Genomic DNA, 15108 nt, shown 5'->3' with positions numbered 1-15108 from the left:
CACCGGCACCCGACGGGGGACACGATGGGGACGGCATCAGAGATACCGAGACAGCGGACGAGCCACTCGCAGCGGACGGACCCGTCGAGCCGGACGGCCCAGGCGAACCAGGCGGACGCGTCCGCTGACGAGACGTCCTTCGTGGTGCTCGACGGCGCCGGCCTCGACGCCGACGCCGTGGCGCGGCTGGCCGACCACCGCGCCGTCCCCATCGCTCCGCCCGAGGCCGCGGCCCGGGCGGAGCACTCCTGGCACACCGCGCGTGAGCTGGCGGCGGCCGGCCGGATGTACGGGCGTGACACCGGGGTCGGCGCGAACCGGATGGTCTTCCTCAGCGAGGAGGACCGGGTGGGCCAGGATCTGCGGCTGCTGCGCAGCCACGCGGGCGGCGTCGGCGCCCTGCTCCCCACCCGTCAGGTCCGGGCGATGCTGGCCGTCCGCGCCAACCAGGTGCTCGCCGGGGGCTCCGGGCTCCAGCCCGCCATGGCGCAGGCCCTCATCGAGGCGCTGCGGCTCGGTGTCCACCCGGCGGTCAACGAGTTCGGCGCCGTCGGCACCGGCGATCTGACCGCGCTCGCCCAGACCGGACTCACCGTCATCGGCGAACGGCCCTGGCTGTCCGACGAGGGAGTACTGCGACCGGCCGGCGCCGACGGCCCGGCGGCCGAAGGTGGCGCCGCCCTGGCCGTGCCCGCGCCCGTGGTGCCGGCGCACGGCGACGCCCTCGCCCTGATGAGCAGCAACGCGCTGACGCTCGGGCAGGCGGCACTGGTCTGCCACGACATCGACATCCTGCTGCGGGCCTCGCACGCGGTGGCCGCCCTCTCGCTGGCCGCCGTGGCCGGCTCGATGGAGGCGTACGCGGCACCGGTGCACGCGGTCCGGCCGTATCCCGGGGTGGTGCACGCGGCGGCGGAGGTACGCAGGCTGCTCGGCGCCCCGGAACGGCCGCGCGCCACCGGCCGGCGGATCCAGGATCCGTTCGGCTTCCGTGCCTTCCCGCAGGCGCACGGCCCAGCACTCGAAGCGGCCACCGCGCTGCGCTCGATCCTCGCCGTCGAGATCAACTGTCCGTCGGAGAATCCGCTGATCAGCGATGACGGACCGGACGGCGCCCCGGCGGCCTACCACCACGGCGGCTTCTTCGCCGCGCCGCTGGCGCTGGCGCTCGACCAGCTCTGTCTCGCCGTCCTGCAGACCGGCCAGCTCGCCGCGGCGCGGCTGTCGGCCTTCGGCGACCCCGACATCACCGGTCTGCGCTCCTTCCTGGCGGAGGGTCCCGCGGGCAGCTCGGGCATGATGATCCTCGAATACAGCGCGAACTCCGCCCTCGCCGAGATCCGGGCCTGCGCCATGCCCGCCTCCAGCGGTCACACGGTGCTCTCCCGCGGTCTGGAGGAGGCGGCCAGTTTCGCCTCCCAGGGGGTCCGGCAGGCGATCCGGGCGGTCGACGCCTACCGGCTCGTGCTCGCCTGCGAACTGGTCGCGGCGGTCCGGGCGTTGCGTCAGCATCCGGCCCCGCCGCCCGCCGCCCCGGTGTTCGCCGTCCTCGACGGGGGTCTGTCGCCGCTCGCCGAGGACCGCCCGCTGAGCGCCGACGTGGCCGCGGCGGCGGACCTGCTGCCGACGCTCGCCGCGCTCTGAGGAGCCGCGCCGTCTTCGGTGCGGGCAGCGCGGGGCGATCAGTCACCGCTCAGCTCCGGCAGCACGCTCTGCCGGTAGAAGTCGAAGAACTGCCGCTGGTCCGGGCCGATCTGATTGACGTACACCTCGTCGAAATCGGCGTCGACATACGCGAGGATGGCCCGCAGATGCTCCTCCGGGTCGTTTCCGAAGGTGCCGGCCGCGGCCGTCATCTCCGGGCTGACCAGCGTGGTGGCCTGCTGGAAGTGCTCAGGGGTGGGCAGGATCTGCGGCAGTTCGCCGGGCAGTTGCTCATTGGGCCACAGCCGGTGCACGGTCTTGACCGCGCGGTCGCGGTCGCTGTCCCAGCAGACCTTGAGCCCGCCGAGCACCGGCTTGTCACCGCCGCCGCCGCGCCGGAACTGACCGACCAGATCGGCGTCCGGCTGCATGGTCACGAAACCGTCGCCGATCCGGCCGGCGAGCGCGGCGGACTGGGGGCCGAAGCCGGACACGTACAGCGGCGGCGGAGTGGCGGGCAGCGTGTAGAGGCGGGCGTTCTCCACCGTGTAGTGGTTACCGTGGTGGGTGACGGACTCACCGGTGAACAGCCGGCGGATGACCTGCACGGCCTCGTCCAGCATCTGCATACGGGTGGTGGCGTCGGGCCAGGCGTCACCGAGGATGTGTTCGTTGAGGGCCTCCCCGGTGCCGACGCCGAACCGGAACCGCCCCTCGGTGAGGACCGCCGACGTCGCCGCGGCCTGCGCGTTGATCGCGGGGTGCATCCGTACGGTCGGGCAGGTCACCAGGGTGGTCACCGGCAGCGAGGTCACCTGGGCGAGGGCGCCGATCATGGACCAGACGAAGGAACTCTGGCCCTGCTCGCCGTTCCAGGGATGGAAGTGGTCCGAGATGGCCAGCGCCCGGAAGCCGGCCTGTTCCGCCATCCGGGCCTGTTCGAGGAGTTCCGCCGGGGTGAACTCCTCGCAGGACATGAAGTAGCCGTACGTGGTCATGATTTTCCTTCCCTGCGCGGATCGGCGCGGGCCGGCCGGGCCCCGCGCCGATCCGCGCCGGTCCTCGCCGCACCCACCCGAACAGATAACCCGGGACTTCGGTACCCGGGTACCCGGCGCGCCGCGCCGACACGCCTGGCCGAGCCGAGCCGCGGCCACCTGCGGCGGCACGCTCCGCGGCGTGCGCTCTCGGTCGGCCGTCCGGGCAGCGCGGTCGTATACGCTCCACGCAGATGCCCGCGGCCGGACGCGTTCCGCCGCATCGCACCGGTCGTCGGTCCGGAGGCCGAGGGAGGAAGCGACGTGACCACACGGCCCGGCGACGACTCCTTCGACCTGGACCGGGCCCTCCAGGAGACCCTGGACCGGCTGACCCTGGTGGCCAACGCATCCGAGGCGCTGTCCAGCACCCTGGAGCTGGAGCCTGGGCTGCGGCGGCTGTCCCGGGTGCTGGTCCCGACACTGGCGGACTGGTGCGCGATCGACCTGCTGGAGGAGAGCGGGGAGCTGCGCCGGGTGGTGCTCGAACACCGTGATCCGGACGCGCTGCCCGCCGGTTTCCTCGAAGCGGTCCTTCCCCCGGCGGCCGCCGGCTCGCAGGCGCCACTGGCGCGGGCGCTGCGCGGCGCGGGTCCGCTGAAACTGGCCGACTTCCCCGCCCCCGAGGACGCCACCGACGACCTGGACCGGATCGAGTTGCAGACCTTCCGGCAACTCGGCGCGCACAGCGCGATCCTGATCCCGTTGCGGGCGCGCCGGCGGGTGCTGGGCGTGCTCACCCTGGTCCGCGGCGGGCCGGGCCCGCTGGACGAGGACGAACGGCTGCCGCTGCTGGAGGACCTGAGCCACCGCATCGCCATCACCGTGGACAACGCCCGGCTGCACGCCCAGGTCGCGCGGACCGCCGAGCGGCTCCAGCGCGCGCTGCTGCCCGACCTGCCGAGGCAGGGCCCGCTCGGCATCTCCGCCCGCTACGCCCCCGCCCGGACGAGCGCGGAGGTCGGCGGCGACTGGTACGACTCCTTCTCGCTGCCCGACGGCGCCATCACGCTGATCATCGGCGACATCACCGGCCATGACCTGAAGGCCACGGTGGCGATGAGCCAGATGCGCAACATGCTGCGCGGCATCGCCTGCGACCGCAAGGAACCCCCGGGCAAGATCCTGGCCCGGCTGGACGCGGCCAACGACATCCTCTATCCGGGCCAGACGCTGACCTGCCTCTACGGCCTGATCACCAAACCCGGGACCGAGGAGCCGTGGCTGCTGTCCTACGGGACGGCCGGGCACCCGCCTCCCCTGCTGGTGACCGACGAGGGCGACACCCGTTTCCTCACCGGCGGCCGTAGTCCGCTGCTCGGCATCGCGCCCGGCATCGTCCGCTCCGACGCCACCGAGTCCCTGCCGTCAGGCTCCACCGTGCTGCTCTACACCGACGGGCTGATCGAGCGCAGGGGCGAGACGCTCGACGACGGCATGACCCGGCTGCGCCAGCACGCCGCCGCGCTGGCCAGGGAACCCGTGGACACCTTCTGCGACGAGCTGATGACGGGCCTGGGCGAGGAGAACACGGACGACATCGCCCTGATCGCGGTCCGGATCCCGCGCACCACCCCCGCCCGGTACACCGCCACCGCCGAATGAGGCGGCACCTGAGCCGGGCCGGGTGCGGCGGGTGCGCCCCGCTCCCCGGGGTAGGCGTACTCCGCCGCGCTTCCCCGGGCAGGCGGCATCGAGCCGTCCCACCCGGTTGTCAGTCAGCAGATCCCGAGCAGCCTCAGGAGTACGTCCGATGGTCGATGTCCAGCGTTCCTTCCTCGTCCCCCGGCCGCTGCCCGAGGTCGTGGCCTATCTGGCGGACTTCTCCCACGCGGTGGAGTGGGATCCCGGCACCCAGGAGTGCGACCGGACCGACTCGGGGCCGGTGGCCGAGGGTTCGCAGTGGCACAACGTCTCGCTGTTCCGGGGCCGCCGCACCGAACTGACCTACCGGCTGGCCCGCCGCGAGGAGGACCGGCTCACCTTCGTCGGTACCAACAAGACGGCCACCTCGACCGACGACATGACCTTCCTGGCCGAGGACGACGGCACCCGCGTCACCTACCACGCGACCGTCCGCTTCCACGGCCTCGCCCGGTTCGCCGACCCCTTGCTGCGCCGGGAGTTCGAGCGTCTCGGCGACGAGATCACCCGGACGATGCCGGCCGCCGTCACGGACGCCCTCCCGGCGTGAGCAGCCCGGCCAGGTGATCGCCGAAGCCGCCCCGGGCCCGGGCCCTGAGCCGGGCCGAGGTGCGGACCGGACAGTCCTCGGTGCGCAGGACCCGGTGGCCGCCGGCGTCCAGCGCGGCGACCAGCGCGCGGTCCTCACCGACGTGCAGCGGCGGGAAGCCGCCGATCGCGCGGTAGGCGGCGGCGGTCAGCCCGAGGTTGGCGCCGTGGATGTGCGGATGGCGCCACGGGGACCCGTCGGACGGGCGGGTGGCCGCGTACCGCACATCGTGGCGGGCGGCGAGTGACGCCGGGGCGGTCACCGGCAGGCTGACGGTGCCGACGACGGCCTCCCAGCCCTCGGCCGCCCGGGCCAGGTGGTAGGCGAGCCAGTGCGGCGGGACGACGCTGTCGGCGTCGGTGACCGCGATCCAGGTGCCGTCGGTTTCACGGGCCGCGACGGCGGGGTCGGCCGACGCCGCGGGGTCGGCGAGGTCGGCAGGATCGGCAGGCACAGCGGGGTCGGCCGGATTTCCGACGGCCCGCAGTGCCCGTCCGACGCCGGCCGCGCGGGCCCGGCCGGGGTTGCGGACGTTCGTCGTGACGACCAGCGCCCCCGATCGACGGGCGACCTCGGCGGTACGGTCACGGCAGGAGTCGGCGACCACCACCGTCACGACCCGCACGCCGGCCAGGTCCGGGTGCCGCCCGGCGACCGCGATCGCGTTCAGTGCCGCGGGCAGCAGCGCCTCCTCGTTGTGCGCCGGTATGACGACCGCGATCGTACCGACGCTCACACCAGGCCTTCCCGCTCGGCGGGGCCGGCCGGCCGGCGGCCGTCGGGCAGGGCGCGGCCGTGGACCTGAAGGACGAAATCCGGCTCGCGATGGTCGGTGAGCAGGCTGAGCCCCGGCACCCGGGCCAGCTTCTCCGCGATCTCGGAGCCGGTGGACAGGTGCTCGGGTACCGGGTGGTCCCAGTGCACGGTGACGAGGGTGCCGCCGGGTTCCAGCGCGGCGACCGCGCGGTCCACGAGGCGGTCCCGCGCCGCGGTGTCGAAGTAGTAGAGCAGTTCGGACAGCACGATCAGATCGAAGGTGCCGTCCGGCCACTCGTCGGGGAGCGTCAGCCGGCGGACCGTCACGTGCCCCAGGCCGCGGGTACGCCGCCGGGTGCTGTCCACCGCCGAGGCGACGCGGTCGGCGGCCAGCAGGGCGTCGCAGCGCTCGGCGAGCCGCCGGGTCAGCTCGCCGACCGAGCAGCCCGGTTCGAAGGCGCTACGGTAGCGGGGCTGCGGCAGCGCGGCGACGGTGAGGTCGTACTTGCGCCGCTCGTACCAGCGTTCCGCCAGCCGCCAGGGGTCCGCCGCGCCCTGGTACTGAGCCTCGAAGTACGCCGCGGGCGTGCTTTCCCGCGGGGCCGGCCCGGCGGCGGCGCCGGTGGGGCCACCGGCCGCGGCGTCCCCGGGACCGGTAGGGGCCGTGGCGCTCATGCGAAGACCACCTCGACGTCCCGCAGGTGGTGGGCGATCTCCGCCGGCGGCAGGATCGCCGCGTCCTCGGGCGCCGGGCCGAGGGGCCGGACCTGGCTGACGAAGCGTTCGACGGCGGACCGCTTGCGGGCCAGCGCCGCGTCCGGCAGGTCCACCCGTTGGGCGGAGGCCCACGGCACCCGCGGGTCCTCCGGGTGGGCCCAGTGCCACATCCACACCGGATACATCAGGCACCGCACGGAGGCCGTTCGGGCGGCGGCCAGCGCGGCCCGGCCGGCCGCCTCGTGATCACCGTGCACGTCCCCGATCCAGGGCGCGAGCAGCAGCTCCGCGCCGCTCAGCAGCTCACTCAGGGACCCGGCGACCTCCTGCTCGTGCCGGGCCACCTCGGTGTCGGGGACCTTCAGCCGTACGACCTCGGCGGCGGCGGCCAACGTGTCCAGCGCCGAACGGAGTTCGCCGGCCCGTAGCTCCGCGAGCCGCTCGCCGGTGATGGCCTTGCTGTCGGCGTGGGACCGTTCGCCGTCGGTGACGGACACCACGGTGAGGGACACACCGGCGTCGGCGAGCAGCGCCATCGTGCCGCCGGCGCCGAGCACCTCGTCGTCCGGGTGGGCGGCGACCACGACGACCCGCCCGGCGGTGGGCAGCTCGAGCTCCGGCAGTTCGCGCAGGCCGCGCCAGGACCGCCAGTGGCTCTCGTCGGTCCCGGGCGCCTGGATGGGGTTGGCGAAGGCGGGCCAGCGTCCCGCCGGCGGCGTCACGCCGTGTCCTTGCGGGCGACGAGGCCGCCGAGTTCGGCGAGGTTGCGCTCCGCGTGGTGCTGGCGGATGTAGACCGCCAGGTCCGCGGTGTCGCGGGCGTGCCGTTCATCGTGACAGAGCGGTCCTGCCCCGGTGGCCCGGCCGACGTGGGTCAGGACGTCGGCGCAGACCGACTCGACCAGGGCGCGGACCCGCAGGCTGCGCACCCGGGCCCCGCCGTCGGCGTCGAAGGGATCGCGGTCGATCTCCTCGGCGGCCTGCCGCAGCACGGCGCCCGCGGCGTGCAGCCGCATGTCGACGGCGCCGAGGTGGGCGTCGGTGATCGGGTCGGGGCCGCGCCCGGCCGCCGCCTCCAGCAGCACGCGCGCGACCGCGCGGGCGCCGCCGTACCAGCAGGCGGCCACCCCGATGCCGCCGTGCTGGAATCCGGGCCTGGTGAGATAGCCCTCGACCTCGCCGACGGGGGTCGCGGGCACCGCGTCGAACCGCACGTCCGGCGTGTCGCTGCCGGCCATGCCGACCGCCTGCCAGGTGCCCTCGACCGGCCGGCATCCGGGGGTGGCGCCGTCGCTGCCGTCGCTGCTGTGACTGCTGTCGCTGCCGTCTTCGTCCCCGGCGCCGGTGGCGGCCGCGAAAAGCCGGCGGCCGTCCGCCGCCTCGGCGGTCACCAGCGCGTGGGTGACGCTGTGCGCGCCGGAGCAGTACTGCTTGCGGCCGCTCAGCAGCCAGCCCCGTTCGGTACGGGTGGCGGTGAGCCCCTCCCCCGGCGGTTCCGCGGCCCAGACGCCCCAGCGCTGCCCGGCCCGCGGCGGCGGCCCGTCGAGTTCGGCCAGGATCGCCACGGCGTCGACATGACCCTCGACCAGCCGCGCCAGGCACAGATCCCGCTCCGCGACGCGGGTCAGGGCCTCGAACCGCTCGCCGGTCCGGCCGGAACCGGGCAGGGGGCACGCCAGCGCCCCGGACGCCAGGTCCGCCACGGCCGCGGAGAAGGCGGCCGCGGTCTCGCGCCGGGCCCGCTGGGCGGAGAACCCGGTTCGCGCTTCGGCCGGGTCCTCCCCCGTCGGCGAGCCGGCCGCATGGTTCTGGTGGGCTGTGCTGTGCATCCGTGGTGCTCCTTGGCGCGCGGCAGTCTCTTTTCTCCGCCCTCACCTTGACCCGGGGCGGGGACGTACGCATCCGCGTGCCCGGCAATCGCGTCCCTACGCAATTCCGGCGCAATTCCGGGCGAAGCGCCGGACCACGGTCGGTCACCCGGACGGACACGGAGCCTTCTGCTTGCCGCTGACTCGAACGTTTCAACGCGGCCGACGCGCGCTGCGGGAAAGCGGGGCCGGCCCCGCCGGCCGACCGGGCGGCTTGACCGGCGGGCACTGGTGCGGGGGCGGGCGGCAGCGGTGTCCGTCCTGTCTCTTGACGCCTCCAGCCGCCTCTCATACATTTCCCGTGCACGGGGTCAATGAATCGTTTCACTCATACGTTTTTTCTTCCCCGCCCACTTTCTGGAGGGCTTGAGCCGTGGACGCTTTCCCCCTGCTCGGACACCGCTCCTCCCGCGCCGGACACCACCGAGCGCGCGTTCTTCTGCTCATCGCGGCGGTGTGCGCGGCCGTCGGGCTCTCCACCGCTCCCGCCGCCACCGCGGGCGCTGCGGGCGCTGCGGGCGCTGCCGCCGCCGCTGGCCCGGCCGCCGGCGCTCCCCTCGGCCGTTCGGCGGGGGACGCGTACATCTACGCCCCCCACACCCGCACCCTCCACCCGGTGGCCGTGCAGGGATACTCCGGTTCCGTCACCTCGCCGCAGAACGTGCTGTCCGGAGCGCCCACCCGTATCTCCGGGGCCGACTCCGCCCTGGTGCTCGACTTCGGCAAGGAGGTCGGCGGCCTGGTGACGCTGACCTTCGGCGGGGCGAGCGGCAGCGGCAGGCAGCTCGGCCTGGCCTTCAGCGAGTCGTCGCTCTACACCGGCCGGACCAGCGACCTCAGCAGCGGCACCGTGTACTCCGGGACCGGCACCGACGGCGCGCTCCAGGCGACGGTGAACGGCGCCGGCACCTGGACCATGCCGACCGACAAGCTGCGCGGCGGCTTCCGCTATCTGACCGTCTTCCTCTCCTCGTCCGGCTGGGTCGACCTCAACGGGGTCTCGCTCGCCTTCACCGGGGCGGCGGGGATGAGCGACCCGAGCGCGTACACCAACTACTTCTACTCCAACGACGCGCTGCTCAACCGGATCTGGTACGCCGGTGCCTACACCGTGCAGATGGACACCATCGACCCGGGCACCGGGCGGGCCTATCCGCCGCCGTCCGCCGGGTGGGAGAACAACGCCCTCATCGGCTCGGGCGCGGGCATCCTCAGCGACGGCGCGAAACGTGACCGCGCGGTGTGGCCGGGCGACCTGGGCATCTCGCTGCCCACCGCATACGTGTCGACCGGCGACATCGCCTCCACCAGGAACGCTCTGAACAGCCTCTACCAGCACCAGAACGCGTCGACCGGTGAGCTGGAGTACGGCGGCCCGGCGGTCAACTTCTACGGCTCGGACACATATCACACCTGGACGCTCGTCGGGACGGCCTCCTTGTACACCTACTCCGGCGACCGGGCATGGCTCGACTCCGTCTGGAGCCGCTACAAGCTCGGCATGGCCTTCATCACCGCGAAGATCGACGGCGCCGGCCTGCTCAACGTCACCGGCGCCAACGACTGGGCACGCGGTGGCCAGGGCGGGGAGAACATCGAGGCCAACGCCATCCTCTACGCGGCCCTGCTGGGCGGCGTCGGACTGGCGCGGGCCGAGGGCGACACCGCGGCGGCGGCCGGCTGGCAGCAGCAGGCCGCCACCCTCAAGTCGGCGGCGAACCAGCGGCTTTGGAACAGCGCCATCGGCCTCTACCGCGACAACCCGACCAGCACCCTCTATCCGCAGGACGGCAACTCCCTTGCCGTCTGGTACGGGTTGACCGACAGCCCCGCCAAGAACACCGGTATCGCGCGCGCCCTGGCCGCGCGGTGGAACAACGTCGGTGCCGCGAGCCCGGAGAAGGACGGCGGCGCGATCGGCACCTTCCCCGGATCGATGGAGGTGCAGGCCCACTTCGTGGCCGACGACGACCTCGACGCGCTCACCCTCATCCGGCGCGAGTGGGGTTACATGCTCAGCAGCCCGACGGGCACCGGCAGCACCTTCTGGGAAGGCTTCCGCTCGGACGGCTCCTTCGACTACGGCGGCACGTACATGAGCCTCGCGCACGGCTGGGCCACCGGACCGACGTCCGCGCTGACCTCGTACGTCCTGGGGCTCTCGCCGACCGGCACCGCGAGTTACGACTTCGTGCCGCACCCCGGCGACCTGACCCATGCGGAGGGCACGATCGCCATGCCGCAGGGCAAGGCGACCGGCTCCTGGGACTATGACTCCGCCGCGGGCACCCTCGCCGGGCAGTTGACGAGTCCGGCCGGGACCACCGCCAGGATCGGCGTGCCGACCTACGGAGCGTCGGGCGTCAGTATCTCCGTCAACGGGGCCGCCGTGTGGAGCGGCGGCACCTTCCACCCGGTGCCGGGGATCACCGGCGGCTCCACGGACGGCGGCTACGTCTACCTCACCGGGGTGGCGGCCGGGAGTTACACGGTCGCCGCCACCGGAGTCGGCGCGCCCGTCCCCTTCGCCACCTCGGTGACCGGCCCAGGGCTGCCGGCCGGCTACACCCTCTGCGCCGCCGAGGGCGGAACGTGCACACCGACCGGCACCCAGGTGCTGGCCTACGGCGCCGGCGGCTACACCTACAAAGCGGTCAGCGGACCGACGAGTTGTTCGAGCGCGGCCTTCGGCGGCGCCGACCCGGCGTACGGCGTGCTGAAGTCCTGCTACCTCGCGCCCGCCGGCGGCCCGTCCGGCTACACGGCGTGCGCCGCCGAGCACGGCACCTGCGCGGTCAGCGGCACCCGGGAGGTCGCCTTCGGCGCGGGCGGCGCCTTCCGCTTCCAGGTCGTCACCGGCGGCGTCCCCTGCACGAGCGACGCCTTCGGCACCGACCCGCTCGCCGATGTCGCGAAGAGCTGTTACGTCGCCCCGGCCGGAGCGCCGCCGGGAGGCTGGACCGCGTGCGCCGCGGAGAAGGCCGTCTGCGCCGTCACCGGTGCGCAGCCGATCGCCTACGGCGCCAACGGGGCGTTCTGGCTGGGCCGGTCGAACGGCGCCACCACCTGCGGCAACGACACGATGGGCGTCGATCCCGTCTTCGGGGTGGCCAAGACCTGTTACGCGCCGGCCGGCGCCCCGGCCGGGTATCCGACGACCTGCTCGGCCGAGAACGGCACCTGTTCCTTCACCGGCCGGCGGACCGTGGCGTACGGCGCGGGCGGCGACTACCTCTACGCGACGTTCACCTCCGGCGCCCCCTGCACCAACACCGCCTTCGGCGGCGACCCGATTGCCGGCGTCGCCAAGTCCTGCTTCACGACGTCGACCTGAGCGGGACGGCGGGGGCGGGGCGGACCGTGGGCCTCCCCGCCCCCGCCGGGCTCAGCCGGTGCAGGCCGCGGTGCCGCTCGGTGTGCCGAGGCCGGTCGGGCCGTCGTCGCCGGCCTTGCCCACACACGCGCCGACCGTTGCATAATCCCCTATGACAACGATCTCCACGCCTGACGGGCGCCTGCTGGACCTGGCCGTCTCGGGTCCCGCCGACGGCACACCGCTGATCTTCCACCACGGCACCCCCGGCGCGGTGCCGCCGGCCAGGTCGCTCGAACGCGCCGCCCACCGCCGGGGGTTGCGGTTCGTGACCTACTCCCGGCCCGGCTACGGGGCCTCCACCCGGCTGCCGGGCCGCTCGGTCGCCGACGTGGCGGCCGACGTACGCGCGGTGCTCGACCATCTCGGTGCCCCCCGCGCCCTGGTCGGCGGCTGGTCCGGCGGCGGCCCGCACGCGCTGGCCACGGCGGCCCGGCTCGCCGACCGGGTGGCCGGGGTGCTGTGCATCGCGGGCGTCGCGCCGTACGGGCTGCCGGAGTTGGACTTCATGGCCGGGATGGGCGAGCTGAACATCGTCGAGTTCGGGCTGGCGGTGAAGGGCGAGTCGGCGCTGCGGCCGTATCTGGAACAGGAGGCGGCGGAGCTGCGCGACGCGGACGCCGCCGGTCTGCACGCCAACATGGCCAGCGTGCTCTCCGCGGTGGACCGCGCGGTGCTCACCCACGAACTCGCCGAGGACACCGCGGCCGGATTCGCGGAGGGACTGCGGCTCGGCGTCGACGGCTGGCTCGACGACGACCTCGCCTTCACCAAGCCGTGGGGTTTCGCCCTGGACGAGATCACCGTGCCCGCCTTCGTCTGGCAGGGCAGCGAGGATCTGATGGTCCCCTTCGCCCACGGGCAGTGGCTCGCCGCCCATGTCCCCGGCGCGGTGGCCCATCTGGAACCGGGCGAAGGCCATCTCTCGGTCAGCGTGGGCGCCATCGACCGCATGCTGGCCGAACTGGTCGAGGTGCTCTGAGCGCCGGCCGCGCGGCTGCGTTGGGCCGTTGGGCGCGGTCCATTGAGCGGGTGGCCTGTTGGACGGCGGGCGGTGGGAACCCGGCACGGGCGGCTAGGAATCGAGCGCGTCCGGTCCGTTCGACTCGTCCTTGAGGGCCACCCCGGTGACCCGCAGCTCCCGGGCCCGGCGCATCAGGGCCGCCAGTTTGGCCGCCGCGGCCTGGTGGGAGAGTCCCAGCGGCGGCCGGATGTTGGACAGGCAGTTGCGGTCGGCGTCGGTGGTGCGTCCGGGCACCGGGGCGTAGGTGAGATAGGCGCCCAGCGAGTCGGCGGCCGACATGCCGGGGCGTTCGCCGATGAGCACCACCGCCATCGGGACCCCCATGGCGTGCGCGATCGCGTCGCCGAGGGCGACCCGGGCCTGCTCGGCCAGGACGACGGGGGCGGGGCGCCAGCCGGCCAGCAGCGCGGTGGTCTCGCGGACCACCGCCGCCGCGTGGTCGTGGACGGCCCGGCTGGACAGGCCGTCGGCGACGACGAACACCACGTCCCAGTCGCCGCGCGGCAGACCGGCCCGCTCGTCGCCGCCGAGCCTGCGGCCCAGGTCCGGGCGTTGCAGATAGGTCAGCCGGTCCGGGGCGGCGCTGCGCACCCGGACGGTCGGCACACCCGGCAGCGCGGCGGCCACCGCGTCCGGGTCGAAGGGCGAGTGGACGGCGTCGCGTGCGGCGGCGTGCGCGGCCTGGAGCGCCAGCCGGTGCCGGGTGGGCAGCGCGGAGCCCGCCCGGCCGAGGCCGATCCGCGCCTGGGTGCGTTGGCGCAGCGCGGCCCACATCGCGCGCTCGGCGGCGGGACCGGCCGGTACGCGGGGATCGACTGCCGCGTCCGGCTCCACCGCCGCCGGGAGCGGGCTCTCCGCGGGCGCCGGCCCGTCACCTCCTCCTTCCACGTCTCCTTCCACGTCTCCTTCCCCTGCTCCCTCCACTTCTCGTTCTCCTGCTGCTTCTCCTGCTTCTCCTTCTAAGGCGGGGCCGGCCATGTCGCCGCCCGGCGGGCCCGCCTCGGCCGCCCGGTGCGCGCTCATCGGCCCGCCCGGCCGGCCGGTCCGCTGACGATCGCCGTCAGCGGATGCCCGGTGCCGGTCACGTCCCGTATCCGGCCCAGCTCGTCGAGCAGGCCGGCACCGCTCAGCCAGGCCTCGAACTCAGGCGCCGGCCGCAGGCCGAGCACCTCCCGCAGATACAGCGCGTCATGGTACGAGGCCGACTGGTAATTGAGCATGATGTCGTCGCCGCCGGGTGTGCAGATCACGAAGGACGCCCCGGCGACACCCAGCACGGTCAGCATGGTGGCGATGTCGTCGTCATCGGCGTCCGCGTGGTTGGTGTAACAGATGTCCAGCCCCATCGGCAGCCCGAGCAGCTTGCCGCAGAAGTGGTCCTCCAGCGCCGCGCGGAGGATCTGCCGGCCGTCGTAGAGGTACTCCGGACCGATGAAGCCGACCACGGTGTTGACCAGCAGCGGCTCGTAGCGCCTGGCGACCGCGTACGCGCGCGCCTCCACGGTCTGCTGGTCGATGCCGTGGTGGGCGTCCGCGGACAGGGCGCTGCCCTGGCCGGTCTCGAAGTAGAGCGCGTTGCGCCCGACGGTGCCCCGGCCCAGCTCCCGTACGGCGGCGTACGCCTCGTCCAGCAGGGCGAGCGTCACCCCGAAGGAGGCGTTCGCCGCCTGGGTGCCGGCGACGGACTGGAAGACGAGGTCGAGCGGGGCGCCGCGCTCCATGAGATCGATGCTGGTGGTGACGTGGCAGAGCACACAGGACTGGGTGGGGATGGCGTAGCGGCCGATCACCTCGTCGAGGAGGGTCAGCAGATCGTGTACGGCCCTGGGGCTGTCGGTGGCCGGGTTGACGCCGATGACGGCGTCGCCGCTGCCGAGCAGCAGGCCGTCGAGCAGGGCGGCCGCGACCCCGGCCGGATCGTCCGTGGGGTGATTGGGCTGGAGGCGGGTCGCGAGCCGCCCCGGCAGCCCGATCGTGGAACGGAAGGCGGTGACCACCCGGACCTTGCGGGCGGCGGCGACCAGGTCGGAGTTGCTCATCAGCTTGGAGACGGCGGCGGCCATCTCGGGGGTGATGCCCGGGGCCAGCGCCGCCAGCGCGGCATGACCGGCCGCGTCGGAGAGCAGCCAGTCGCGGAACGCGCCGACCGTCAGACCGGCGACCGGTGCGAAGGCCGCCGCGTCGTGGCTGTCCAGGATCAGCCGGGTGACGTCGTCCTTCTCGTACGGGATGAGCGGCTCGGCGAGGAACCGCGCGAGCGGCACCTCGGCGAGCGCCAGCCGCGCCGCGACGCGCTGCTGCGCCGACTCGGCGGCGAGCCCGGCCAGCCGGTCGCCGGAGCGCTCGGGGCTCGCCGCGGCGAGCAGCGGCCCCAGGCCGGCGAAGTGGTGGCGCCGCCCGCCGAGGGTGGCGGCATACCCGCTCACGTCCGGCCGCCGATCATCGCGTGCTCCATTC

Annotated in this window: 12 protein-coding genes; 5 read left to right on the top strand and 7 right to left on the bottom strand. The window is 74.0% G+C overall.

Annotated elements, in window-relative coordinates:
* Positions 1-24 precede the first annotated feature (24 nt).
* Positions 25-1644, top strand: coding sequence for an aromatic amino acid ammonia-lyase (locus OG519_RS32060; RefSeq protein WP_405591450.1), 1620 nt, complete (start codon positions 25-27; stop codon positions 1642-1644).
* Between the two features lie 38 nt (positions 1645-1682).
* On the opposite strand, the gene OG519_RS32055 is transcribed toward OG519_RS32060, so the two are convergent.
* On the bottom strand, positions 1683-2642 hold the full coding sequence (locus OG519_RS32055) for an LLM class F420-dependent oxidoreductase (protein WP_405591447.1): 960 nt from the start codon (positions 2640-2642) through the stop codon (positions 1683-1685).
* A gap of 303 nt (positions 2643-2945) precedes the next feature.
* Between OG519_RS32055 and OG519_RS32050 the strand changes: the two genes are divergently transcribed.
* Positions 2946-4286, top strand: a complete 1341-nt coding sequence (locus tag OG519_RS32050) for a PP2C family protein-serine/threonine phosphatase (protein ID WP_405591444.1) — start codon at positions 2946-2948, stop codon at positions 4284-4286.
* A 148-nt stretch (positions 4287-4434) separates the two neighbouring features.
* Positions 4435-4875 (top strand): SRPBCC family protein, encoded by a 441-nt coding sequence (locus tag OG519_RS32045; RefSeq protein WP_405591441.1) that lies wholly within the window; start codon positions 4435-4437, stop codon positions 4873-4875.
* On the opposite strand, the gene OG519_RS32040 is transcribed toward OG519_RS32045, so the two are convergent.
* From OG519_RS32040 to OG519_RS32025, 4 genes are read right to left on the bottom strand one after another with little or no spacing between them, the layout of a single operon-like run.
* Positions 4853-5650 carry a glycosyltransferase gene (locus tag OG519_RS32040; protein WP_405591439.1) on the bottom strand — a complete coding sequence of 266 codons (798 nt, stop codon included), beginning with the start codon at positions 5648-5650 and terminating at the stop codon, positions 4853-4855. The genes OG519_RS32045 and OG519_RS32040 overlap by 23 nt on opposite strands.
* Positions 5647-6345 carry a class I SAM-dependent methyltransferase gene (locus OG519_RS32035; RefSeq protein WP_405591436.1) on the bottom strand — a complete coding sequence of 233 codons (699 nt, stop codon included), beginning with the start codon at positions 6343-6345 and terminating at the stop codon, positions 5647-5649. The genes OG519_RS32040 and OG519_RS32035 overlap by 4 nt, the downstream gene beginning before the upstream one ends.
* A complete protein-coding gene (locus tag OG519_RS32030) occupies positions 6342-7109 on the bottom strand; it encodes a PIG-L deacetylase family protein (protein WP_405591433.1) in 768 nt (255 codons plus the stop codon). The genes OG519_RS32035 and OG519_RS32030 overlap by 4 nt, the downstream gene beginning before the upstream one ends.
* Positions 7106-8215, bottom strand: a complete 1110-nt coding sequence (locus OG519_RS32025; RefSeq protein ID WP_405591430.1) for an acyl-CoA dehydrogenase — start codon at positions 8213-8215, stop codon at positions 7106-7108. The genes OG519_RS32030 and OG519_RS32025 overlap by 4 nt, the downstream gene beginning before the upstream one ends.
* A gap of 412 nt (positions 8216-8627) precedes the next feature.
* Here OG519_RS32025 and OG519_RS32020 point away from each other — a divergent pair, with 412 nt between their 5' ends.
* Both OG519_RS32020 and OG519_RS32015 read left to right on the top strand, forming a co-directional pair.
* The gene (locus OG519_RS32020) at positions 8628-11588 is read left to right on the top strand and encodes an MGH1-like glycoside hydrolase domain-containing protein (protein ID WP_405591427.1); all 2961 of its coding nucleotides are present in this window, start codon (positions 8628-8630) and stop codon (positions 11586-11588) included.
* A gap of 151 nt (positions 11589-11739) precedes the next feature.
* Positions 11740-12609, top strand: coding sequence for an alpha/beta fold hydrolase (locus tag OG519_RS32015; RefSeq protein WP_405591424.1), 870 nt, complete (start codon positions 11740-11742; stop codon positions 12607-12609).
* A gap of 93 nt (positions 12610-12702) precedes the next feature.
* Here OG519_RS32015 and eutC read toward each other — a convergent pair whose 3' ends face one another.
* The gene (gene eutC / locus OG519_RS32010) at positions 12703-13485 is read right to left on the bottom strand and encodes an ethanolamine ammonia-lyase subunit EutC (protein ID WP_405593147.1); all 783 of its coding nucleotides are present in this window, start codon (positions 13483-13485) and stop codon (positions 12703-12705) included.
* Between the two features lie 185 nt (positions 13486-13670).
* Positions 13671-15077, bottom strand: coding sequence for an ethanolamine ammonia-lyase subunit EutB (locus tag OG519_RS32005; RefSeq protein WP_405591421.1), 1407 nt, complete (start codon positions 15075-15077; stop codon positions 13671-13673).
* Positions 15078-15108 lie beyond the last annotated feature (31 nt).

Origin of the sequence: Streptomyces sp. NBC_01190 (genome assembly GCF_045039895.1) — a bacterium.
Taxonomy (GTDB): Bacteria; Actinomycetota; Actinomycetes; order Streptomycetales; family Streptomycetaceae; genus Actinacidiphila.
This window is presented reverse-complemented; position numbering and strand designations above follow the sequence as displayed.

Coding starts and splice junctions, on each gene's coding strand:
- OG519_RS32060 (WP_405591450.1), top strand. CDS start 25: ATGGGGACGGCATCAGAGATACCGAGACAGCGGACGAGCCACTCGCAG.
- OG519_RS32025 (WP_405591430.1), bottom strand. CDS start 8,215: ATGCACAGCACAGCCCACCAGAACCATGCGGCCGGCTCGCCGACGGGG.
- OG519_RS32015 (WP_405591424.1), top strand. CDS start 11,740: ATGACAACGATCTCCACGCCTGACGGGCGCCTGCTGGACCTGGCCGTC.
- OG519_RS32035 (WP_405591436.1), bottom strand. CDS start 6,345: ATGAGCGCCACGGCCCCTACCGGTCCCGGGGACGCCGCGGCCGGTGGC.
- OG519_RS32055 (WP_405591447.1), bottom strand. CDS start 2,642: ATGACCACGTACGGCTACTTCATGTCCTGCGAGGAGTTCACCCCGGCG.
- OG519_RS32045 (WP_405591441.1), top strand. CDS start 4,435: ATGGTCGATGTCCAGCGTTCCTTCCTCGTCCCCCGGCCGCTGCCCGAG.